This window comes from Vibrio mexicanus, assembly GCF_001012815.1.
Taxonomy (GTDB): Bacteria; Pseudomonadota; Gammaproteobacteria; order Enterobacterales; family Vibrionaceae; genus Vibrio; species Vibrio mexicanus.
The window spans coordinates 48,907-72,326 of sequence record NZ_JYJP01000119.1 but is presented as its reverse complement, the minus strand read 5'-3'; the positions used below and the strand labels follow the sequence as shown (position 1 = coordinate 72,326).

The window sequence follows — 23,420 nt, the reverse complement described above, 5'->3', positions numbered from 1 at the left end:
CACAGAGCAAACTTTGACCTTAATTCAACTCTTTAGGGGTAGCTGAGCAAGCCAATCGTCGTAGAGCTGTTTAGAATCACCTAATGCTTTGATGAACCAACTAATTAATCGGTTGTTGTCATCTTTTCGCCATACAAGACAACACAGGCTGTTGGGCTTATCCTCAGGCAAGTTTCTCTCCACCAACAAACCTTGCTCGATTAGCGGTAATGCAATGTGGCTTGGCATATAGCCCACCCCAACACCACTTTTTAAGCACTCAATGGCGCTATACCAGTTCGGCAAAAGCAATCGACGCTGATTTGGGTAGTGCACAGTGTGGCGTTTTGGCAGTACACTCGATGTATCATCAAGACAAATAGCGGGATAAGGGCTAACCTTCTCTTCTGAAAGCTTGTTCATTTGCGCGCAGGGATGATCACTGGCCATCACAAACGACCAATCTAACTTACCCATCTCTCTAATTTCGTAATCACCACCAACTGGAACCGCGGAAGTTGCACCTATAACCACATCAGCTCGCCCTTGTGAGATCGCTTCCCATGAACCATTAAAAACCTCCATGTTGATCTGCAATTCGGCATAAGGAAAAGTTCGATAAAAATCTTCAATCATGGGCTGAAGCGCGTCTAATCGAACTACGTTGTCCAATGTGACTTTCAGTGTTTTCTGCCAGCCATGCGCGGCACGTTTGGTTTGTAATCGCACCTCTTCCATCTGACGAAGCAGTTGTCTTGCTTCAACCAAGAATAACTCGCCAGCAGGAGTCAGCTCGACCTTACGCGGTAAACGACGAAACAACACCACATCCAGATCTTTTTCAACTTGGCGCACACCATAACTGATCGCAGACGGCACTTTATGTAAAGCTTCTGCAGCGGCAGTAAAGCTTTCTAATCGAGCTACCGTATCGATCATTTCTAACGAAGATTTCGAGAACATACTGCCTTCAATTTTTTTGATTGATAACTACAAATTTTAGCGTTTCATTTTTCACATTACCAAAAATAGAATATCAGCGTTCTGATATTTAGGTTGGCGCCACACTATCCAGATACAAAGCCATAAATAACGATTAAATATTTTGAATGGATAATGTATGACAGTTTCAAAACCACAACTCTTCTATCTTGCTTTGCTCTCCATGCTCGGATTCATTGCAACCGATATGTACCTGCCTGCTTTTAAAATCATGGAGCAAGATTTTGCGACCGGGCCGGAGCAAATCGCCTTATCGCTCACCGTATTTCTTGTCGGTATGGCGCTCGGCCAGCTGCTGTGGGGAATCTTTAGTGATAAATATGGACAGCGCAAAACACTCGCTATTGGCTTGGTCATCTTTGCCGCTTCTTCCCTAGGATTGGCATTTAGTACTCAAGTTTGGCAACTCCTGTCGTTACGATTTGTTCAAGCAATTGGTGTGTGCGCTCCAGCCGTGATTTGGCAAGCAATGGTGATCAAACGCTACCCGTCGTCCACCAGCCAGCAGATCTTCGCCACCATCATGCCGTTAGTTGCGCTATCTCCAGCACTGGCGCCTCAGTTAGGCGTAGTGCTGGCTGAGCAATTTGGCTGGCAAAGTATTTTTGTTTCGCTCACTCTGATTGGTATCGCCTTAACGCTTGCAACACTTCACCAAGCTGAAATGCCTGTTGAAGAAAAAAACACCTCCGTAATAGGTGATATAAAAGCGCTGTTCCAGTCCAAAACTTACCTTGGTAACGTCGCGATGTTTGCGATGTCCTCAGCTGCATTTTTTGCCTATTTGACGGGAATGCCAGAAATCATGGCAAACATGGGGTATTCCGCTAAGGACATTGGTTTAAGTTTTATTCCGCAAACAGTCGCTTTCATGCTCGGTGGTTATGCAGGCAAAGTCGCTGTGCGCAAATTTGGAGATGAGAAAGTCCTTAAACAGCTGTTGGCGCTGTTTACTATTGCTGCACTGCTTATCTTTGTGGCATCTCAGTGGCAACTCACCACGATCTGGCCAATCCTAGCGCCATTTTGCTTAATTGCGGTTGTGAATGGTGCGTTGTATCCGATCGTGGTAAACCGAGCGCTATCAAGTGCCAAACAGAGCCCAGCAACCGCCGCCGGGCTGCAAAATAGCCTGCAGATCAGCGCAAGTAGCCTGTCTAGCGGTCTAGTAGCGATATTGGCAAGCCAAGCTCAGTTAGCCACTGGGATTGCTATTTTGATCTGCACACTTGGTTTGTGGTGTGGTTACATCATTTCCAATAGAAAGCTAGCCGTACACTTTCGCTTCCCAGATAACGCGAGAGTAGTAAAAGAGGATTAACTCCAAAAGCCAAAAGCGCCACAATGTGGCGCTTTTTCGTATCTAAGTTGCGACTACTTACAAGCTCTTTAGCCCCCACTTCTCAGCCGTCTTCTTAAAGAAGCCCTGAGTTTTCTTTAACTCCACCCAGTGGTTAATGTAGTTAATCCAAACTTGATCATGTTGAGGTAACAACATAGCAATTGGTGTAGGTCTTCTTGGCGTTTCAACTTCTACAATCGCTAACTGCTTAAACTTTTCCACCAGCGTGGCAGCTTCTACGTTTGAGGTAACGGAAACATCGGCGCGCTTTGCTAGCAATTCTTGAAAGTCTCGAGCAGGTGATTCAATCACAATATGTTCAGCGTTAGGGAAGAACTCCTTCACCATCTTCTCTTGCACTGTACCCAGTGTGGCAGCCACTTTGATGTCAGCCTTGTCAAAGTCCTTCCAGTCGCTGTATTTCTCGAGATCTTTTTTCTGTACTACCGGAACAAAAGCCAAATAGAAGTAAGGCTGGCTATAACCTGCTACTTTCGCTCGAGACATATTGAGCGAAGCACTGCCCGTAATGTCGTATTTATCTGCCGTGATCCCGTTAACTAGGGTTTTCCAATCAGTCGCGACGTACTCCACCTCGACCCCCAGATCTTTGGCTAACTCTGTTGTAACATCGATATCAAATCCTCGGTAACTGTTCGTTGCCGGATCTTTCATCGTCATTGGATTCCAATCTCCTGTCGTCCCCACTCGAAGCACACCTGCATCCAGGATTTCATCCAAACGACTGGTCTCTTGCGCACTACTGATCAACGGCATCAAGCAAAGTGACAGTGCTAATAGTATTCTTTTCATATTGATTTCCCTGAAAATAGATATCGAAATTCACCACTACACTGTTAACATAGCAATAACAAGTGAACTTTTTTTGTGCATTGAGGGATAGTGTGACCTTAAGTCGACTTTGTATTGGATTATCAGCCTTCATTTTAACCGGTTGCTCAGATTATGAATGGGGATGGTATGTACTCGATCCGTCCACTGAGCAAGGTCAAACCAACTTAAAGTTCCTGCTCGCGGGTTTCCAAGACACGATTGCTGTGTCGCTACTCAGCATGGTTCTGGCTATGCTGTTGGGGCTGGTGGTTGCTCTTCCAGCTTTGTCTGAGCGCAAGGAACTAAAAGCGGCGAATCGCACCTATGTTGAAATCGTGCGAGCCATTCCCGTATTAGTACTTCTTCTCTGGGTGTACTACGGACTTCCCACACTACTTGATATCTCACTTAATCATTTCTGGGCGGGTGTTATTACCCTCACCATTGCAGAAAGCGCCTTTATGGCTGAGGTGTTTAGAGGAGGGATTCAATCCATCACCAAAGGGCAACATGAAGCGGCAGAATCATTAGGACTCAACTATTGGCAAAAGATGCGCTTAGTTATCTTCCCTCAAGCCGTAAGAATTATCCTACCGCCATTGGGCAATCAGTTTATCTACATTCTTAAAATGTCTTCACTGGTTAGTGTAATAGGATTGAGCGACCTTACAAGGCGGGCCAACGAGCTGGTGGTGAATGAGTACTTACCTTTGGAAATATACAGTTTTCTGGTACTCGAGTACTTAGTTCTGATTCTATGTGTTTCTCAATGCGTGCGATGGCTAGAAAGAAAATACGCATTGCCTTCCCATTAATTCAATCAAATCACTCATTGTACAAACCGCAGATTAATTGCGCATACGATCAAAAAAGGGTTAGCAACTGCTAACCCTTTCACCGATATTCATCGTCTATTTTTGCTTAACCGGACGCTGCCAATCAGCAATTTTACGCTCTTTAGCGCGAGTGATAACTAACTCACCTTCACCAACGTCTTTGGTCAGTGTTGTACCAGCACCAACAGTCGCACCATTGGCCACTGTAACAGGCGCAATCAACTGACAGTCGGAGCCAACAAAGACATCATCACCAATAGTGGTCTTAAACTTATTCGCACCGTCGTAATTACAAGTAATGACGCCCGCACCAATATTCGTACGTTGACCAATTTCCGCATCACCCAGATACGTCAAATGGTTCGCTTTAGAGCCTTCGCCAATGCGAGCATTCTTCACTTCAACAAAGTTACCCACGTGAGCATCATTGCGAAGCTCTGCACCTGGACGAAGCCTTGTGAATGGACCAACGGTACACTCCTCTCCGACTGTCGCACCTTCGATGACGCTGTATGGACGAACAACAGTGTTATCGTCAATTTCACAGTCCTTCAGTACACAACCGGTTCCAATGACGACGTTATCACCAAGAGAAACATTACCTTCGATGATCACGTTAGTATCGATTTCAACATCCATACCACACTGCAACTCACCACGTAGATCAAATCGTGATGGGTCACGCAGCATTACGCCTTGCTCAAGCAGTTTGCGCGCTTGCATCGACTGATACGCACGCTCTAAGCGAGCTAGTTGAGCGCGGTCGTTAACTCCTTCAACCTCGATTGGATTAACTGGGTGTACAGCCTCTACGGCACGGCCTTCGTCGTGCGCTGCTGCGATCACGTCGGTTAGGTAATATTCACCTTGCGCGTTTTGGTTGTTCAAACCTGACAACCAACGTTTTAGATCACCACCGGTTGCTACCATAACACCCGTGTTGATCTCTTTGATTAGCTTCTGCTCTTCGGTTGCATCTTTTTGCTCAACAATCGCGACGACAGGGCCATTTTTACGAACGATACGTCCATAGCCCATCGGGTTGTCTAGCACAACTGTTAACAGCGCAATACCGCCTGTTGGTTGAGCATCAAGCAAGTTCTCAATGGTCTCTTCCGAAATTAACGGCACATCTCCGTATAGTACGAGTACCTTTTCATCATCTTCAAACTGAGAAGATGCTTGATCAACCGCGTGACCAGTACCAAGCTGCTCAGCCTGCAGTACCCAGTTTACTGGTTCTGCCGATAGGCTAGCTTGCATTTGCTCACCGCCATGGCCAAAAACCAAATGAATATTTTGAGCTCCTAAGCCACTACACGTATCAATGACGTGTTTCACCATAGGTTTACCCGCAAGCGTATGCAGCACCTTTGGCATATTTGAATACATGCGAGTTCCCTTGCCCGCAGCTAGAATCACTGAGCTAAACTTCATCTCGCGACCTGTCCTGTTGTTATAATGAAATGCGGCATAGTGTAGCGGTTCTAGTACATTAGTTAAACACTCCAATGCGCAACATAAGACTTATAAAACAAAAAGGCAGCCCAATGGCTGCCTTTATCTAGAGCGTTCTAACAAGATTAGGTTAGCCGCGTCTAGTTTTTACCAGTTCAATAACTTTCAACTGAGCGATTGCTTTAGCAAGTTCTGCAGATGCTTTCGCGTAATCAATATCTCCATGTGGAGCACTGATCAGCTCTTCAGCACGGCGCTTAGCTTCTTCTGCTTTTGCTTTATCAAGATCTTCACCTCGAACCGCAGTATCAGCTAAAACAGTTACATCATGACCTTGTACCTCAAGGATACCACCAGAAAGATAGATGATTTCTTCATCGCCTTTCTTAGTCACAATGCGAACCATACCAGGACGGATACGAGTTAATAGCGGAGTGTGTCCCGCTAAAACACCGAGGTCGCCCCGCTCACCTGAAACTTGAATGCTACGTGCCCAGCCCGAAAAGATTCGCGCTTCAGCACTTACTACATCCAAATTGAAGGTTACAGTCATAACGCCTCCTTAAAGTTTCAGCTTACAGCTTCTTCGCGTTTTCTAGTGCGTCGTCGATAGTACCACAGTACATGAATGCCTGCTCTGGTACGTCATCGTATTCGCCTGCTAGAAGACCTTTAAAGCCACGTAGCGTTTCTTTAAGTGATACGTAAACACCTGGGTCGCCAGTAAAGACTTCAGCAACGTGGTAAGGCTGAGTTAGGAAACGCTCAATCTTACGTGCACGAGATACAACTTGCTTATCTTCTTCAGATAGCTCGTCCATACCTAGGATTGCGATGATGTCTTTTAGCTCTTTGTAGCGTTGCAGAGTTTGCTGTACGCCACGTGCAATGTCGTAGTGCTCTTGACCAACAACCAATGGATCTAGCTGACGAGATGTCGAATCCAGTGGGTCGATCGCAGGGTATAGACCCATAGCTGCGATGTTACGGTTAAGTACAACCGTTGCATCCAAGTGAGCAAACGTTGTTGCTGGAGACGGGTCAGTCAAGTCATCCGCTGGTACGTATACCGCCTGCACAGACGTGATAGAGCCAGACTTAGTTGACGTGATACGCTCCTGTAGTACACCCATCTCTTCTGCAAGAGTTGGCTGGTAACCTACCGCAGAAGGCATACGACCTAGAAGTGCTGATACCTCTGTACCTGCAAGCGTGTAACGGTAGATGTTATCGATGAACAGTAGTACGTCACGACCTTCGTCACGGAAACGCTCTGCCATCGTTAGACCAGTCAGTGCAACACGTAGACGGTTACCTGGTGGCTCGTTCATCTGACCGTAAACCATCGCTACTTTAGATTCTTCAGGGTTCTCAACGTTTACAACGCCCGCTTCCTGCATCTCGAAGTAGAAGTCGTTACCCTCACGAGTACGCTCACCTACACCAGCAAATACTGAAAGACCAGAGTGCTGTAGTGCGATGTTGTTGATAAGTTCCATCATGTTAACGGTCTTACCTACACCAGCACCACCGAATAGACCGATTTTACCACCCTTAGCGAATGGACAAACTAGGTCGATTACTTTAACGCCGGTTTCTAGTAGCTCAGTCACGTTTGACTGTTCTTCATAGCTTGGTGCTGCACGGTGGATAGAATAGCTCTCTTCCGCACCGACTTCACCACACTCATCAATTGGGTCACCTAGAACGTTCATGATACGACCTAGGGTCTTAGTACCTACTGGTACAGAAATTGGAGCGCCTGTGTTTGTTACTTCAACACCACGACGTAAACCATCAGAGCTACCCATTACGATACAGCGTACTACGCCGCCGCCTAGCTGCTGCTGAACTTCAAGAACAAGACGTTCTTTTGATTCAGCAACATTCAGAGCGTCATATACACTAGGAACGTCGCTCTGTGGGAACTCTACGTCGACTACCGCACCGATGATCTGTACGATCTTACCTGTAGCCATCGTTAATCCTCTAAATTTGTTTTACCTAAATTAAACTGCTGCTGCACCAGAAACGATTTCTGATAGCTCTTGTGTAATCGCCGCTTGACGCGCCTTGTTGTACACAAGCTCTAGCTCTTCAATCAAGTTTCCAGCATTGTCAGATGCTGCTTTCATAGCAATCATACGAGCAGCCATTTCACACGCTAAGTTCTCTACTACGCCTTGATAAACTTGAGACTCGATATAACGAGAAATCAAACCTTCTAGCAATTCGTATTGATCCGATTCAAACATGTAGCTCCATGAATGACGGAATTCTTCGTCTTCGCTTAGTGATTTAGGCAAAGGTATTAATTGATCAATTTTTGGTTGCTGGGTCATTGAGTTAACAAACTCATTGAACACCAAGTACAAACGGTCAATTTCACCATCTTCATACTTTTTCAGCATGACCTTGATTGAACCGATTAGGTCATCAAGAGATGGGCTATCACCCAAGCCAGAAGCTTGAGCAACAATGTTTGCACCAATGCTATTGAAGTAAGATGTCGCTTTAGAGCCAATTACCGCTAGCTCAACTTCAACATCTTTTTCAGCCCACTCGCCCATTTGCGAAACAGCTTGTTTGAACAAGTTAATGTTCAAGCCACCACACAAACCACGGTCGGTTGAAATCACAATATACCAACGCGCCTTGCCTCACGCTCCACTAGGAATGGATGTTTGTACTCCACTGAAGCGCGGGCTAAATGACCAATGACTTTACGTATAATCTCAGCATATGGACGTGGTCCTTCCATTGCGTCTTGCGTACGACGCATTTTGGAAGCAGCAACCATTTCCATCGCTTTGGTGATTTTCTGAGTGCTTTTAACACTACCAATCTTGCTACGAATTTCTTTTGTATTGGCCATCGTTGCTCTCCGTTAATTACAAAGCCAGGTTGTAATTACCAAGTTTGGTTCGCTTTAAAATCGTCAACTAGCTCTTTCAATTTAGCTTCGATTTCATCGTTGTAAGCACCAGACTTGTCGATGTCAGCAGCAAGGTCTGCATACTGAGCACGAGCATACGATAGTAGAGCAGCTTCAAAATCAAGAAGCTTGTTTAGCTCGATATCACCTAAGTAGCCACGCTCTGCAGCGAAGATAGATAGCGCTTGGTCAAATACTGACATTGGCGCGTACTGCTTCTGCTTCATAAGCTCAGTTACTTTTTGGCCATGATCTAGCTGCTTCTTAGTTGCTTCATCAAGATCTGATGAGAACTGTGCGAAAGCGGCAAGTTCACGATATTGAGCTAGCGCAGTACGGATACCGCCAGATAGCTTTTTGATAATTTTTGTCTGCGCTGAACCACCTACACGAGATACAGAAATACCTGGATCAACCGCTGGGCGTACACCCGCATTGAACAATTCTGTTTGTAGGAAGATCTGACCATCGGTAATCGAGATTACGTTTGTTGGTACGAATGCAGATACGTCACCCGCTTGGGTTTCGATAATAGGAAGAGCAGTCAAAGAACCTGTCTTACCTTTCACTTCGCCGTTAGTGAATTTTTCTACGTAGTGTTCGCTTACACGAGCAGCACGCTCTAGTAGACGAGAGTGGAGGTAGAATACATCACCAGGGAATGCTTCACGGCCCGGTGGACGCTTAAGCAGAAGTGAGATTTGACGGTAAGCGACAGCTTGCTTAGATAGGTCATCATAAACAATCAGTGCATCTTCACCACGGTCACGGAAGTACTCACCCATTGCACAACCAGCGTATGGCGCTAGGTATTGAAGTGCAGCAGATTCAGAAGCAGATGCTACAACCACAATAGTGTTTTGTAGGGCACCGTGCTCTTCTAACTTGCGAACTACGTTAGCAATTGTCGATGCTTTCTGACCGATAGCTACGTAGATTGAGAAGATACCAGAATCTTTTTGGTTGATGATCGAGTCGATTGCCAGAGCCGTTTTACCGATCTGACGGTCACCGATGATAAGCTCACGCTGACCACGGCCGATTGGGATCATCGAGTCAACAGACTTATAACCAGTTTGAACTGGTTGATCTACCGATTTACGATCGATTACACCAGGTGCAATCACTTCAACTGGTGAAGTTAGTTTCGCATCGATAGGGCCTTTACCATCAATTGGTTGACCAAGTGTGTTCACTACACGGCCTAGAAGTTCAGGACCTACTGGTACTTCAAGAATACGACCAGTACCTGTTACTTTCATGCCTTCTTTTAGGTCCGCGTAAGGACCCATTACTACAGCACCAACCGAGTCACGCTCAAGGTTAAGTGCTAGTGCAAAACGATTGCCCGGAAGCTCAATCATTTCACCTTGCATCACGTCATCAAGACCGTGGATGCGGATAATACCGTCACTTACAGAGACGATAGTACCTTCATTACGAGCTTCAGACACAACATCGAATTTCTCGATACGCTGTCTAATCAGTTCGCTGATTTCCGTGGAATTAAGTTGCATTGCTCAAATTCCCCTAAGTTAAGACTTAATAACGTCTTTAAGACGAGTTAAACGGCTAACTAGTGAGTTATCTAGTACGGTATCGCCAACACGGATAACCGCGCCACCGATCAATTCGCTGTCGACCAAACAGTTCATCTTCACTTTGCTATCTAGGCGTTTTTCAAGGCTAGATGCCAGTTCAGACTGTTGAGCTTCGGTCAGTTCAAAAGAAGTCGTTACTGTTACTTCTTGAGTATTTGAAGCTTCAACGGCAAATTTTTCGTACTGAATAGAAATATCACTTAGCGCTGAGGTACGGTAATTTTCGATAATCACGTTCAAGAAGTTCTTGAACGGCTCGTCGAAATATTCACCGGCAACATCAACATACAATTGCCCTAATTGCGCTGGCTGTAGCTTAACGCCGCTGCCTTTAGCTCTTTAGCCGCAGACATCTCTTTGGCAAATGCAAGCATCTCAGACCATTTTTCAACGGCACCGTTATCACTTGCATAGCCATAAGCAGCTTTTGCATAAGGTCGAGCAATAGTTGTCAAATCCGACATGCTGATGCCCTCCCGTTACAATTTCGCTGAAATACTATCAAGAATGTCTTGATGAGCAGCTGGGTCAATCGAACGTTCGATAACTCTCTCAGCACCTAGAATAGCCAGTTCCGCTACGTCTTTCTTAAGCTCATTACGCGCACGTAATGTTTCCGCTTCAAGCTCTGCTTTTCCTTGGGCAAGGATATGGTCACGCTCTAGCGTAGCTTCCTGACGCGCTTCATCTAGAATTTGAGCTTTACGCTTGTTAGCTTGCTCAATAAGTTCTAGCGCTTGCTGCTTCGCTTCTTTCAACTGATCTGCCGCGTTGTGTTGGGCTAGTTCAAGAGCTTTATCAGCACGCTCTGCAGATTCTAGACCTTCAGAGATTTTCTTTTGTCGCTCTTCAATCGCAGCCATGATTGGTGGCCATACATGCTTCATGCAGAACCACACAAAAATCGTGAATGCTATTGCTTGTCCGATAAGAGTCGCATTGATATTCACAATGACCCTCCTTTATCTATTATTTGTTCCAAAAAAGTCGGAACGACGTAATTTAATTAAGAGAGGCTCTATTACAGTGCGAATAGCATATACATTGAGATACCAACACCGATCATTGGGATCGCATCTAGTAGACCCGCTAGGATGAACATGTTGGTTTGAAGTACAGGAGCCATCTCAGGTTGACGTGCAACAGATTCTAGGAATTTACCACCTAGATAGCGAAACCAAACGCAGTACCAAGAGCACACATACCTAGTAGTAATGCAACAACCAAATAGATATCCATAATAATCTCCGAAATATAAGTATTGAGTAAAAAAATTATTGAAATTAGTGAGAGTCGTTACTTGCCATGCTGAGGTACACAACTGTCAACATGGTAAAAATAAACGCCTGCAGTGTAATAACTAATATGTGGAAAATCGCCCAGATTACGTGTGCAATCACACCCAGTCCACCAAGCACCACACCTGCGCTGTAGGTTACCGCAATCAGGATGAAGATAAGTTCACCCGAGTACATGTTACCGTACAGACGAAGAGACAGTGATACAGGCTTCGCGAGCAAAGACACAGTTTCCAACACTAAGTTAAAAGGAATCAGCAACTTGCTATTAATTGGATGAAGCGTGAATTCCTTAACAAACCCTTTAAATCCTTTGTACTTGATGTAGTAAGCTACAGTCAGCACTAGGACACCTAAAGCAAGCGCTAGAGTAATGTTTACGTCAACCGTTGGAACGATCTTAAAGTACTCAAACCCAGCAATGCCCATTAAGTGAGGGATGAAGTCGACTGGTACTAGATCCATCAAGTTCATTAGGAAGATCCAAACAAACAAAGTTAGAGCTAGCGGTGCGACTAGTTTGTCACGGCCATGGAAAGTGTTTTTCACGATTCCATCAACATTCTCTACGAGAATCTCAACAAAACATTGCAGCTTTCCAGGCGTGCCTGTGGTTGCATTTTTTCCGACACGATAAAACAACCACAAAAATAGAGCACCTAGACCAAACGAGAACAACAGAGAATCCCAGTGTAAGGTCCAGAACCCAGCATCATAACAACCTTTATTGACTGCTATGCCACCATCAACCAAACACACTTTGGCGTTAGTAAGGTGGTGCTGAATATATTCCTGCGGAGTATCAGCCATGGTTTATCCCATTATTTTGAAAAAATATAATTGGTGATAACCAGATGAGAAGAATTGTTAACTTATATCCTGTGAAGAACGCTCCTGGTTTCAAGAGCTCCGACATAGAAAAAACCAACGCAAACATCACAATGGTAAACACCAGTTTTAACATCCAGCCAATCAGAATAAAGCCAAGAAGCACAGGCCCCTCGGAATTTGAGTCCGGCATGAATGCAAACAGGGCATACAAATAGTTCCCTAACACCGCAATGAACCCGCCTTTTATAAAAAAGCGTGCCGACTCCGGCCCTAGTGTCACATATGCCAAACTTCCGACAATAATTACAAATATCAGCTGAAAATGGACTACCCTTAAAGCAGCTCTTCCTTGCTTGCTTCGACTTGCAACTAACATCAAAAGCACCTGTTTCTGTATAAATCACCACCCTTTGGTTATAAGGATGCTGAAAAAAAGCACGAAAAGTATATATATGTTAAGGAAAAACACAATCAGTAGAATTGCGTTAACACCTTTTCCGAAGTCAATATGTGACCTATGAAGCGGAAACTGTCATTTCCAATTGCTTTAGAAGTAAATCTAATTGAGCCTTGTCCTCAAAGTTGATAAGGACTTTTCCTAGGCCATTTGAAGAGATTTGCACCGCAACCTTGGTGTTAAGTTGCTTGCCTAACTGGTCAATTCGCTGATTCACATCTTCACCAACAGACGGTTTCTCCGCTTTTGGAGTGCCCTCGCCTTTTAACACTTTCTTAACCAAACTCTCTGTTTGGCGTACTGTTAACTGTTTTTTCGCAACGATATTGGCTACATCAAGCTGTTGATCAGCTTCTAATGTGAGCAATGCTCTCGCATGCCCCATATCAATGGTTTTGTTCTCAACCAGTATCTTAACATTATCATCGAGTTGATTAAGTCGAAGTAAGTTACTAACTGTAACACGCGACTTACCGATCACATCAGCCACCTGCTGATGAGTCAGTTGAAATTCGTCCTGAAGCCTTTCTAATGCTTGAGCTTCTTCAATTGCATTAAGGTCTTCTCGCTGAATATTTTCTATCAACGCCATCGCGATAGCAGCGCGATCTTGAACATTTTTGACTAAGCAAGGGACTTGCTTTAAACCTGCCTTGCGAGCCGCACGCCAGCGACGCTCACCTGCGATAATCTCAAACTGCCCTGCGTCTACCTGACGAACTACGATAGGTTGGATGATACCTTGAGATTGAATTGAAGCGGCTAGCTCATCCAGCGCTTCAGAGGCCATATCTTTACGAGGTTGGTAAACACCAGGTTTTAGGCTATTAATCGCAAGCTCAGTGAGTTCACCATCCGATGATAGAGCTTGACTCTGAGAAGCCACATTCTGCTTTTCTCGCGCAAGAGAACTGGTCGCAAGCAATGCGTCCAAGCCTTTTCCTAGACCACGTTTAGACATGTATTGAATTCCTTAAATTTATGCAGGGATCTCTTCTCGGCGAAGCATTTCGCCCGCCAACGCCAAATACGCTTTTGCACCCGATGAATACTTGTCGTAGTACATCGCTGGTTTGCCATGGCTTGGCGCTTCAGCAAGACGCACATTGCGTGGAATAACAGTTCGGTAAACCTTGTTACCAAAGTGCTTCTTAAGTTGGTCAGAGACTTCCGTAGAGAGTCGGTTGCGTGGATCGTACATAGTACGCAGTAAACCTTCAATTTTTAGGTTTTCATTCACAACCGCAGCTAACTTACTGATGGTATCCATCAAAGCAGTTAACCCTTCTAATGCGAAATATTCGCACTGCATTGGTACCAACACGGAGTCGGCAGCAGCCATCGCATTGATTGTAAGCAGGTTTAGAGAAGGAGGACAATCAATAAAGATGAAATCATAGTTATCACGGACAGACGCTAGGGCATTTTTCAAACGGACTTCGCGTGCAAAGACTTCCATGAGCTTGATCTCTGCAGCGGTCACATCACCATTAGCAGCAATCAGATCGTAATGACCCGATGTTTTTCGACAAACAACGCTTTCAAATGGCGTATCCTCGACCAAAAGATCGTACGCCGTTGCATCGACTTGGTATTTATCCACACCGCTGGCCATCGTCGCATTGCCTTGAGGATCAAGATCAATGACGAGAACTTTGCGTTTCGTGGCAGCCATTGAAGCAGCCAAGTTAATACACGTTGTTGTTTTTCCTACGCCACCTTTCTGGTTGGCGATTGCTACGATTCTGCCCACGATAAACCTCGTTGTTATCCCTTGCGAGATAAGATTACAAGATGACGCTCACCTTCCAATTCAGGAACTTTCAAAGATTTGACGTCAGTCACACAACACCACTCAGGGAGCTGCTCAACTTCACTTTCCTGTAGTTGGCCTTTAAGAGCTAAGAATACCCCGCTCTCATTTTTTGGCAGATGATGACACCACTCAACCATGTCCGTCATTGAAGCAAATGCACGGCTTAGTACGCCATCAAATTTCTCTTCAGGTTGGAATTCTTCTACGCGACTTTGAATCGGCGTCACGTTTTGTATCCCAAGTTCATGCAGAACTTGCTTAATAAAGCGAATTCGCTTGCCTAAACTGTCCAACAAAAAAAAATGTTTTTTCAGGATTCATGATGGCCAGTGGGATGCCAGGTAACCCAGGACCTGTGCCGACATCAATAAATCGGTCACCCTCTAAGCACGGGCTAACCACAATGCTATCTAGGATATGTTTCACCATCATGTCCATAGGATCACGCACCGAGGTTAGGTTGTAGGCTTTGTTCCATTTGTTGAGCATTTCAACATAGCCCACGAGCTGTTCACGTTGATTCTCAGTCAAGGTTAGGTCAGTTTGCTCAACAAGTTGATCCAGCTTTTCTCGTAGTAGCTCATTACGCTTCCTCGCCTTTTTTCAGCAGACCATGTTTTTTCAAGTAAACCAGTAAAATCGAAATCGCAGCAGGGGTAATACCCGAAATACGCGATGCGATACCAATGGTTTCAGGTTTAGCGTTTCCCAACTTGGCAACCACCTCGTTTGATAGGCCTTTCACGTCAGAGTAATCCAGATCCACAGGCAACTTGGTGTTTTCATGGCGCAGTGATTTTTCAATCTCATCTTGCTGACGCTGAATGTAACCTTCGTATTTCACTTGAATTTCAACTTGTTCAGCCGCTTGCTGATCCTCAAGGGCTGGGCCAAATGCTTCAAGTTGCGTTAACTGAGCGTATGAGATCTCAGGACGACGCAGAAGATCTTCACCGCTGGCTTCGCGAGACATTGGCGTTTTCAGCAACGCGTTCAGCTGAGCAATATTCTCAGATTTCGGGTTCATCCAAACTTGCTTTAGACGCTGACGCTCTTGCTCCATGTTCTCGACTTTTTGGTTAAAGCGAGCCCAACGAGCATCATCAATCAATCCGAGTTCACGGGCTTTCTCAGTCAAGCGAAGGTCTGCGTTGTCTTCACGCAATAGCAGACGATATTCAGCACGCGAGGTGAACATACGATAAGGTTCTTGAGTACCCATAGTTGATAGGTCATCAATCAATACGCCCATGTAAGCTTGATCGCGACGTGGGCTCCAGCCTTCTTTGTCTTGAGTGTAAAGACTCGCGTTCAAACCGGCCATTAAGCTTGAGCAGCTGCCTCTTCATAGCCAGTTGTGCCGTTAATCTGCCCAGCGAAGAACAAGCCTGAAATAAACTTGGTTTCATACGTTTGCTTCAAATCACGTGGATCGAAGAAATCATATTCAATCGCATACCCTGGACGAACGATGTGTGCATTTTCAAAACCTTTCATCGACTGAACAATTTTAACTTGCGCATCAAACGGTAAGCTGGTGGACACACCATTTGGGTACAACTCATGTGTTGTTAACCCTTCTGGTTCGATAAAGATCTGGTGACTATTTTTGTCAGCAAAACGCATGATCTTATCTTCGATCGACGGGCAGTATCGAGGGCCAATACCTTCAATAACGCCTGCATATAACGGACTACGATCTAAGTTTGCACGAATTATGTCATGGGTCTTTTCGTTGGTGTGCGTGATGTAACAAGGTACCTGTTTTGGCTGTTGGCTACGATCACCCATGAAGGAAAATACAGGTGTAGGGTTGTCACCATGCTGAACTTCTAATTGGCTAAAGTCTACACTTCGAGCATCCAAACGAGGCGGCGTGCCTGTTTTTAAGCGATCAACTCGGAAAGGTAGATCACGAAGTCGATCAGCTAATGCGATTGATGGAGGATCGCCTGCGCGGCCACCAGAGAAGTTTTCCATGCCAATATGAATCTTACCCCCAAGGAAAGTTCCAACGGTTAATACAACCGCTTTGGCTTGGAATTTGAGCCCCATTTGAGTGACGACACCGGTCGCTTGATCATTCTCGACGATCAAATCATCTACAGACTGCTGAAATAACGTTAAGTTAGGCGTATTTTCTAAAGCATGACGTACATAGGCTTTGTAAAGTGCACGATCCGCTTGTGCACGTGTTGCACGAACAGCAGGCCCTTTAGAAGCATTCAATGTACGAAATTGAATACCAGCATGATCAATGGCTTGCGCCATTAAACCGCCCATCGCATCCACTTCTTTTACCAAATGGCCTTTACCGATACCACCGATCGCAGGGTTACAAGACATTTGACCTAAAGTGTCAATGTTATGTGTAAGCAAAAGCGTTTTTTGCCCTGTACGTGCAGCGGCTAGTGCGGCTTCCGTTCCGGCATGTCCGCCACCAACAACGATGACGTCAAATTTTTCGTGATAAAACATGGACCGACCTCAGGTTTTAAAAATGAAGTTATGGACAGATAAAAAGGAGCCGTATTCTACCTTCTTTCACTAGGAGAGAAAAACGATTTTCAGAAAAATTCCGGATCAAGAAAGAACTTAATATATATAAGATCTATATAGAGATCTTTTATTAGATCTATTATTAAGATCACCAGTTTCTGTGGATAAGTTAAAAATGATCAACAAGATCATGGATCTTAGAGGGATCATTTATTGTGATCTAACTTTGATCTAACCGAGGATTAACTGGGATCAAAATAGGGGGTTATACACAGGGGTAGTTTATGTTCATAGTTGTTCTTTGGATAACTATAGGTTACTAACGGGAAAAAATGTGTTTTATCCACAGAAGGTTTGTTCGTTTTTTAGTCACTTAAACAAAGCTATTTGAAGAAAGTTATTCACATGGCCGAAATCAGGCACAAAAAAAGCAGCCATAAGCTGCTTTTTAAATAGATGGCCGATTAGAAATGCTGGATGTTTTCGTCTAACCACGCTTCTGCGGCATCTTCTGGTACTGGATGTTCCAAGATATCGATCGTCAGGCAGTCAGTGAGAGCAGTTCCACCAATATCAACAAGCAAATCATAAGCGTGTTTGCCTGCCGCACAGAACGTATCGTAACTGCTGTCACCGAGTGCAATGACGGCAAATTTCACATCCTGCATTTTCGGTGGTGTCGCTTGTAGCGCTTGAATGAAAGGTTGAATATTATCTGGGTACTCTCCAGCACCGTGGGTAGACGTGATTAATAACCACGTCCCTTCGTTTGGAATGTCATCCAAACTCGGTTGATTATGGATCGTTGTTTCAAAGCCTTTCTCGATTAGCGCATCACTAAGATGATCGCCAACATACTCTGCACCACCTAGGGTACTGCCGGTAATTACATGAATCATTGTGTCCTTACTAACCTTTGTTTCTTGTGATTAAAACTAATTTGTCGAACCCGTTTGCTTACCGATACCGCTTATTTTCCGATACAGAAAGAAGAGAAGATACGGCCAAGTAAGTCATCAGAACTAAACTCGCCTGTAATCTCATTTAGATGTTGCTGAGTGATGCGCAGCTCTTCAGCAAGAATTTCTCCAGCCATGTAACCTTCTAGCTGTTGTTGGCCTATGTCTAGGTGCTCTGCGGCGCGCTCAAGCGCATCTAAGTGACGACGACGTGCCATGAAACCACCTTCATGGCCACCAGCAAAGCCCATACACTCTTTTAGATGCGTTCTGAGTGAATCAACCCCTTGGCCTGTTTTGGCCGATAGGCGAATTAGCGTTGGATCGTTTACGTGGCAGATACCAAGATCTTCACCAGTTTGATCGGCTTTATTACGGACAACTGTCATGCCAATGTTGTCAGGAAGACGATCAACAAAGTCAGGCCAGATTTCTTTAGGATCGGTGGCATCTGTTGTGGTGCCATCTACCATGAAGAGCACGCGATCGGCTTGGACGATTTCATCCCATGCTCTTTCGATACCGATTTTTTCCACTTCATCTGACGCATCACGCAGCCCTGCGGTATCGATAATATGCAGCGGCATCCCATCGATATGAATGTGTTCACGCAGTACGTCTCGGGTTGTGCCTGCGATATCCGTTACGATAGCTGACTCTTTGCCCGATAGGGCATTGAGTAGGCTAGATTTCCCCGCATTTGGACGGCCTGCGATGACTACCTTCATGCCTTCACGCATAATCGCGCCTTGGTTTGCTTCTTTTCTTACCGCGTCGAGGTTGTCGATAATCGATTGCAGATCCGTGGCGACTTTACCATCGGCTAAGAAGTCGATCTCCTCTTCTGGGAAATCAATGGCCGCTTCTACATAGATGCGCAGGTGTATTAACGACTCAACCAGCGTATTAATACGTTTAGAGAACTCCCCTTGTAGCGACTGAAGGGCAGACTTAGCAGCTTCCTCTGAGCTAGCATCGATTAAGTCAGCAATTGCTTCCGCTTGAGTTAGGTCCATTTTGTCATTAAGGAAGGCGCGTTCAGAGAACTCACCAGGTCTTGCCGCTCGAACGCCTGAAATGCCCAGAATACGCTTAATGAGCATGTCCATCACAACCGGGCCGCCGTGGCCTTGCAGCTCTAACACATCTTCGCCAGTGAACGAGTGTGGGTTAGGGAAGTAAAGGGCGATGCCCTGATCGAGCTCTAAGCCATCTTTGGCTTTGAATGGTAGGTACTCTGCATAACGCGGTTTAAGCGTTTTGCCTGTGACTTCCAGTGCCACCTGAGAGGCCAATGGGCCGGATACTCGGATAATACCTACGCCACCCCGTCCTGGTGCGGTAGCTTGGGCGACAATTGTGTCTGTAGTCATAGTGGTGCCTATTAGTAACTATCCCCTTTTATTACTGGGGATTTAAGAAATACAGTGTTGTGTTGAATTGTAATCAGCGAACGACAAAAAGGCGACCTTTTGGTCGCCTTTGTCGTTGTTATTTCTCTAACTTAAGTAGTTAGTTGAAATTGACCTCTACTTAGAGTGCAGGCCTTTCTTCTCCAGTGCTTTATAGATAAGCGTTTGCTGGATCAGTGTTACTACGTTCGATACTAGCCAGTATAGAACCAGACCTGATGGGAACCATAGGAAGAAGAATGTGAACATGACAGGCATGAATGTCATGATCTTCTGCTGCATTGGATCCGTTACCGTCGTTGGGCTCATCTTCTGAATTAGGAACATAGATGCACCCATTAGCAGAGGAAGAATGAAGTATGGGTCCATTGCGGCTAAGTCTTTAAGCCATAGGAACTCTTCATGACGAAGCTCTACCGATTCCATTAGTGCCCAGTAAAGCGCGATGAAGATTGGCATTTGAAGAATAAGAGGTAGACAGCCACCCAGTGGGTTTACTTTCTCTTTCTTGTACAGCTCCATCATCTCTTGGCTCATGCGCTGACGGTCGTCGCCAATACGCTCACGCATAGCTTGCAGCTTAGGTTGCAGCATGCGCATCTTAGCCATAGATGTGTACTGAGCTTTCGTTAGTGGGTACATCGCACCACGAACGATGAAGGTTAAACCAATGATCGCTAGACCCCAGTTGCCAACAAAGCTTTGGATGAATGATAGAAGCATGTGCAGCGGTTTCGCGATGAACCATAGCCAACCGTAGTCCACTACAAGATCAAGGTTTGATGCCGTTGCCGCCATTTCAGATTGAAGCTTAGGACCAACCCAAAGTGTTGCTGCAAAGCTTGCTGCATCGCCATTTGCAATGGTCTTGTTTGGCATGCGAACACCGATGTCGCCTAGGTTACCAATAACGCGAGTGTACAGGTTTGTGCCTGGCTCATTGCGTGGTACCCATGCAGACGCAAAGTAGTGTTGAATCATCGCTGCCCAACCTTCACCGTTTGGCAGGTTTAGAGACAGGTTACGACTTTGCATGTCGTCGAAGCTGTACTTCTTGTAGCGAGTATCTTCTGTTGAGTATGCGCCGCCACGGTAAGTTGGCATGGTTAGGCTACCACCAGAGTCAAGAAGGTTCTGACGTAGGTGAGCGTACATACCGAATGTCGCGTTGTTGCCTGAGTTGTTAGCAACGTCGAAAGTCACATCGATAGCGTAGCTGCCGCGCTTCAGGATGAAGGTTTTCACGTAGTCGATGCCATTCGCTTGGAATGTCATTGGGATACGCAGTTCATCTTGACCGTCTGCTAGTGCAAAGCTATCTGCAGAAACAGAGTAGTTTGGACGATTCGTGCTGCTTAAATCGATGCCTTGAGGGCCGACTAGACCACTTTGTGCAATAAACTGATGACCAGGTTCATTGCGTAAAAGTACGAAAGAGTCTTCTGAGTCAAGTTCTGCGTCGTACTGGTTTAGTAGAGCAGAAACAACGTCACCACCAACAGTGTCAATAGACAGAGTTAATACGTCAGTCGTGACTGTAATCGTTTTGGCAGATGCTTGTTGAGCTGGCGCTGGGTCTAGCTCATCGGCAAATGATGGTGCAGGTAGAGTGCTGCTTGATTGAGCCTGCTCAACCGCTTGAGGTGCCGGGTTCTTTGCTACATTCCACTGTTGGTAAAGTAGGAAAGAAACCAGAGCTAAAGCGATTAACAGGATATTACGTTGAGAATCCATCGTTATTTATCTCTGTCTTGTTTTTGGACTGGTGGAACGGGGTCAAACCCCCTTCGTTCAAAGGGTGGCATTTTAATAGACGTTTGCCTGATAACCAACACCCTTTTACAAAACCGTGAGCTTTCAACGCTTCTATAGCGTAATTTGAGCAGGTTGGAGTAAAACGACAGCGTGGTCCAAGTATTGGACTAATTAATCCTTGATATAACCGGACGAATCCGATTGCTATCCACGCGAAGGGCGAGACAGGCGATGCCATAGCTTATCAAACAACTTAAATATTTCATCATTGCTTAAATCTTGCGCGCTCTTCTTTGCAATCACAACAAAATCTTTGTTAGGAAGTTTGTTTTGATTGAGTCGAAAGCTTTCACGAGCCAATCGCTTGAAACGATTACGAGCTGGTGCGGTTTTGATTTGCTTTTTAGGGACTGCTAATCCAAGTCTTGGATGAGAAAGAGAGTTATTGCGAGCAATGATGGTGAAATGTGGTGAGCCAGCTCGATGAGCTTGCTTGAAGACGTTTTGATAATGCTCGGGAGTTAACAAACGTAACTCCCGATTAAACGCGTACGTGTTCAAAATAATCAGAGATTATTTAGAAAGACGCTTACGGCCTTTAGCACGACGTGCGTTGATAGTAGCACGACCGTTCTTAGTTGCCATACGTGCACGGAAACCGTGAGTACGCTTGCGCTTTAGAACTGAAGGTTGAAAAGTGCGTTTAGACATGGTTATTACCTTTACTGATCAGTAGTTTTAGGTCAATGTTAACCCGGCGTGGGCATAAATTATTCTCTCTATTAGTAGAGGGAATTACCGACGCCTCTCAACAAAGAGGCGGAATTGTAATCACTGTCACAAAAAGTGTCAATGATGAAATTCCGGCCGGGCGATTATACGGAGTGTGAATGAAATCTCAAGGATCTTTCGATCCTTTATCTACGATCTTTATGACACGCCGACTTGGTTAAGAAACTTCTGTAGCCTTGGATCTTGCGGGCTATCGAAGATTTGCTCTGGCGATCCTTGTTCAACGATATGGCCTTCGGCCATAAAGATCACACGGTCCGCGACTTCTTTAGCAAACTGCATCTCGTGAGTCACCACCAGCATGGTTTGGTGCTGAGATGCGAGGGTTTTCATTAGGTTAAGTACTTCGCCTACCCATTCTGGATCGAGTGCCGAAGTGGGTTCATCAAACAGTAGTAGCTCTGGTTTGAGTGCCATTGCTCGGCCAATACCGACGCGCTGCTGCTGACCACCCGATAGGGCTGCAGGGTAGCTGTCGCCTTTATCGCCCAGGCCGATGTCATCTAAGATCTGCTGCGCACGTTTCAGCGCTTGGTCTTTTTTCCAGCCGTGAACCGTAATCAAGCCTTCAGCGATGTTTTGCCTCGCTGTCATGTGAGCAAATAGCGCGTAGTTTTGGAAAACAAAGCCGGTCTTGCGGCGAAGTTTGAGCACATCCGCTTTCGTATGGTTTTGCGTATCAACCGCATGGCCATCGATTTCGATATGACCTTGGTCGGCTTGCTCAAGAAAGTTAACGCAGCGAAGTAGGGTTGATTTGCCCGTACCGCTTGAGCCGATAATCACAATGATCTCGCCTTGTTTGATATCGAGATCAATGCCTTTCAATACTTCGGTTTCGCCAAAGTACTTGTGAATGTTGGTTAATTTGATCATCGTACGTACGCCTTATTCAGTTTGGCTTCCGCCCAGATTTGAATTCGAGTCAAAATCACGACCACGCCCCAGTAAATCAGCGCTACCGCCAAAAATGCTTCGAAGAAGCGGAAACTAGAAGACGCTTCCATTTGCGCTTTGGCCATGATTTCCGCAACGCCAAGAGTAAAAGCCAGTGAAGTCGACTTAATCATATCAATGAAGTAGTTCATTAATGACGGCAGAGCGACACGTGTGGCTTGCGGAAGAATAATGCGGCGCATCGCTTGTGGAGTCGTCATACCGACTGACAAGCTCGCTTCCATTTGGCTGCGGTCAATACCAATAATGGCAGCGCGAATGCTCTCAGCCATGTAAGCGGCAAAGTGCAGGGTTAAACCGATGACAGCCGCACTAAAGGCATCTAGCCCAACCATGATTGGGAAGATTTGTGGTAACCCGTAATATAGAAGGAACAGTTGTACCAGCAATGGAGTGCCACGGAAAAAGCTAATGTATAGCTGGCTAAGCTGATCCAATACCGGCACCTTGAATACTCGGATATTGGCCAGTATCACCGCCAGTATTAGTGAGAACACCAGTCCCCAAACTGCCATTTCCATGGTGGTGCCCAGATATTTTAGTAATATCGGCATCAGTTCCATCATGTAATTAAAATCAAATCCCATTGGGCTGCTCCAATCTAAAAAAAGCAAAACCCACTGCCAAGATCGATAAGCAGTGGGTTATCGTTTATGA

General features: G+C 45.4%; 22 protein-coding genes and 5 pseudogenes. 2 read left to right on the top strand and 25 right to left on the bottom strand.

Annotation, left to right across the window (positions count from 1 at the left end):
• Positions 1 to 24 precede the first annotated feature (24 nt).
• Positions 25 to 942: a DNA-binding transcriptional activator PunR gene (gene punR / locus UA76_RS19075; RefSeq protein ID WP_047049467.1), complete on the bottom strand. Its 918-nt coding sequence runs from the start codon at positions 940 to 942 to the stop codon at positions 25 to 27.
• A gap of 157 nt (positions 943 to 1,099) precedes the next feature.
• On the opposite strand from punR, the gene punC reads away from it, so the two are divergent.
• Positions 1,100 to 2,302, top strand: a complete 1,203-nt coding sequence (gene punC / locus UA76_RS19070; protein WP_047049465.1) for a purine nucleoside transporter PunC — start codon at positions 1,100 to 1,102, stop codon at positions 2,300 to 2,302.
• Positions 2,303 to 2,359: 57 nt separating this feature from the next.
• On the opposite strand, the gene UA76_RS19065 is transcribed toward punC, so the two are convergent.
• Entirely contained in the window at positions 2,360 to 3,136 is a 777-nt protein-coding gene (locus UA76_RS19065; protein WP_047049463.1) for a transporter substrate-binding domain-containing protein, read from the bottom strand.
• Positions 3,137 to 3,228: 92 nt separating this feature from the next.
• Between UA76_RS19065 and UA76_RS19060 the strand changes: the two genes are divergently transcribed.
• Positions 3,229 to 3,972 (top strand): amino acid ABC transporter permease, encoded by a 744-nt coding sequence (locus tag UA76_RS19060; RefSeq protein ID WP_047049461.1) that lies wholly within the window; start codon positions 3,229 to 3,231, stop codon positions 3,970 to 3,972.
• 96 nt (positions 3,973 to 4,068) lie between these two features.
• Here the strand turns inward: UA76_RS19060 and glmU are convergent, their stop codons facing one another.
• The 23 genes and pseudogenes from glmU to UA76_RS18955 all read right to left on the bottom strand — a co-directional run bounded on the left by glmU (position 4,069) and on the right by UA76_RS18955 (position 23,350).
• A complete protein-coding gene (glmU, locus tag UA76_RS19055; protein WP_047049459.1) occupies positions 4,069 to 5,430 on the bottom strand; it encodes a bifunctional UDP-N-acetylglucosamine diphosphorylase/glucosamine-1-phosphate N-acetyltransferase GlmU in 1,362 nt (453 codons plus the stop codon).
• Positions 5,431 to 5,581: 151 nt separating this feature from the next.
• On the bottom strand, positions 5,582 to 6,004 hold the full coding sequence (locus UA76_RS19050; protein ID WP_047049457.1) for a F0F1 ATP synthase subunit epsilon: 423 nt from the start codon (positions 6,002 to 6,004) through the stop codon (positions 5,582 to 5,584).
• 22 nt (positions 6,005 to 6,026) lie between these two features.
• A complete protein-coding gene (gene atpD, locus UA76_RS19045) occupies positions 6,027 to 7,430 on the bottom strand; it encodes a F0F1 ATP synthase subunit beta (protein WP_047049455.1) in 1,404 nt (467 codons plus the stop codon).
• 30 nt (positions 7,431 to 7,460) lie between these two features.
• Positions 7,461 to 8,326: pseudogene (atpG, locus tag UA76_RS19040) on the bottom strand (F0F1 ATP synthase subunit gamma).
• 35 nt (positions 8,327 to 8,361) lie between these two features.
• A complete protein-coding gene (gene atpA, locus UA76_RS19035; RefSeq protein ID WP_047049453.1) occupies positions 8,362 to 9,903 on the bottom strand; it encodes a F0F1 ATP synthase subunit alpha in 1,542 nt (513 codons plus the stop codon).
• Positions 9,904 to 9,921: 18 nt separating this feature from the next.
• Complete coding sequence (gene atpH, locus UA76_RS19030; RefSeq protein ID WP_272946040.1) at positions 9,922 to 10,278, bottom strand: ATP synthase F1 subunit delta; 357 nt, start codon at positions 10,276 to 10,278, stop codon at positions 9,922 to 9,924.
• A gap of 5 nt (positions 10,279 to 10,283) precedes the next feature.
• Entirely contained in the window at positions 10,284 to 10,451 is a 168-nt protein-coding gene (locus UA76_RS25295; protein WP_272946039.1) for a F0F1 ATP synthase subunit delta, read from the bottom strand.
• A gap of 15 nt (positions 10,452 to 10,466) precedes the next feature.
• Positions 10,467 to 10,937, bottom strand: a complete 471-nt coding sequence (gene atpF / locus UA76_RS19025) for a F0F1 ATP synthase subunit B (RefSeq protein WP_047049450.1) — start codon at positions 10,935 to 10,937, stop codon at positions 10,467 to 10,469.
• A gap of 71 nt (positions 10,938 to 11,008) precedes the next feature.
• Positions 11,009 to 11,226 (bottom strand): annotated as a pseudogene (gene atpE / locus UA76_RS19020) (F0F1 ATP synthase subunit C).
• A gap of 44 nt (positions 11,227 to 11,270) precedes the next feature.
• A complete protein-coding gene (atpB, locus tag UA76_RS19015; RefSeq protein WP_047049448.1) occupies positions 11,271 to 12,095 on the bottom strand; it encodes a F0F1 ATP synthase subunit A in 825 nt (274 codons plus the stop codon).
• On the bottom strand, positions 12,088 to 12,492 hold the full coding sequence (locus tag UA76_RS19010) for an ATP synthase subunit I (protein WP_047049446.1): 405 nt from the start codon (positions 12,490 to 12,492) through the stop codon (positions 12,088 to 12,090). The genes atpB and UA76_RS19010 overlap by 8 nt, the downstream gene beginning before the upstream one ends.
• A gap of 139 nt (positions 12,493 to 12,631) precedes the next feature.
• Positions 12,632 to 13,534, bottom strand: a complete 903-nt coding sequence (locus tag UA76_RS19005; protein ID WP_047049445.1) for a ParB/RepB/Spo0J family partition protein — start codon at positions 13,532 to 13,534, stop codon at positions 12,632 to 12,634.
• 18 nt (positions 13,535 to 13,552) lie between these two features.
• A complete protein-coding gene (locus UA76_RS19000) occupies positions 13,553 to 14,326 on the bottom strand; it encodes a ParA family protein (protein ID WP_047049444.1) in 774 nt (257 codons plus the stop codon).
• A gap of 14 nt (positions 14,327 to 14,340) precedes the next feature.
• A pseudogene (gene rsmG / locus UA76_RS18995) lies at positions 14,341 to 14,953 on the bottom strand (16S rRNA (guanine(527)-N(7))-methyltransferase RsmG).
• Between the two features lie 19 nt (positions 14,954 to 14,972).
• Positions 14,973 to 16,867 (bottom strand): annotated as a pseudogene (gene mnmG / locus UA76_RS18990) (tRNA uridine-5-carboxymethylaminomethyl(34) synthesis enzyme MnmG).
• A 485-nt stretch (positions 16,868 to 17,352) separates the two neighbouring features.
• Positions 17,353 to 17,787, bottom strand: coding sequence for an FMN-binding protein MioC (mioC, locus tag UA76_RS18985; RefSeq protein WP_047049443.1), 435 nt, complete (start codon positions 17,785 to 17,787; stop codon positions 17,353 to 17,355).
• Positions 17,788 to 17,858: 71 nt separating this feature from the next.
• Positions 17,859 to 19,220, bottom strand: coding sequence for a tRNA uridine-5-carboxymethylaminomethyl(34) synthesis GTPase MnmE (gene mnmE / locus UA76_RS18980; protein WP_047049441.1), 1,362 nt, complete (start codon positions 19,218 to 19,220; stop codon positions 17,859 to 17,861).
• Between the two features lie 156 nt (positions 19,221 to 19,376).
• Entirely contained in the window at positions 19,377 to 20,993 is a 1,617-nt protein-coding gene (gene yidC, locus UA76_RS18975; RefSeq protein ID WP_047049439.1) for a membrane protein insertase YidC, read from the bottom strand.
• Positions 20,994 to 20,995: 2 nt separating this feature from the next.
• Positions 20,996 to 21,252: pseudogene (gene yidD, locus UA76_RS23205) on the bottom strand (membrane protein insertion efficiency factor YidD).
• A complete protein-coding gene (rnpA, locus tag UA76_RS18970; RefSeq protein ID WP_238322357.1) occupies positions 21,219 to 21,542 on the bottom strand; it encodes a ribonuclease P protein component in 324 nt (107 codons plus the stop codon). The pseudogene yidD and the gene rnpA overlap by 34 nt, the downstream one beginning before the upstream one ends.
• A gap of 45 nt (positions 21,543 to 21,587) precedes the next feature.
• Positions 21,588 to 21,725: a 50S ribosomal protein L34 gene (gene rpmH / locus UA76_RS18965; protein ID WP_038141364.1), complete on the bottom strand. Its 138-nt coding sequence runs from the start codon at positions 21,723 to 21,725 to the stop codon at positions 21,588 to 21,590.
• Between the two features lie 219 nt (positions 21,726 to 21,944).
• Positions 21,945 to 22,682: an amino acid ABC transporter ATP-binding protein gene (locus UA76_RS18960; protein ID WP_047049431.1), complete on the bottom strand. Its 738-nt coding sequence runs from the start codon at positions 22,680 to 22,682 to the stop codon at positions 21,945 to 21,947.
• On the bottom strand, positions 22,679 to 23,350 hold the full coding sequence (locus tag UA76_RS18955) for an amino acid ABC transporter permease (RefSeq protein WP_047049429.1): 672 nt from the start codon (positions 23,348 to 23,350) through the stop codon (positions 22,679 to 22,681). Before UA76_RS18955 ends, UA76_RS18960 begins: the two co-directional genes overlap by 4 nt.
• Positions 23,351 to 23,420: the final 70 nt, after the last annotated feature.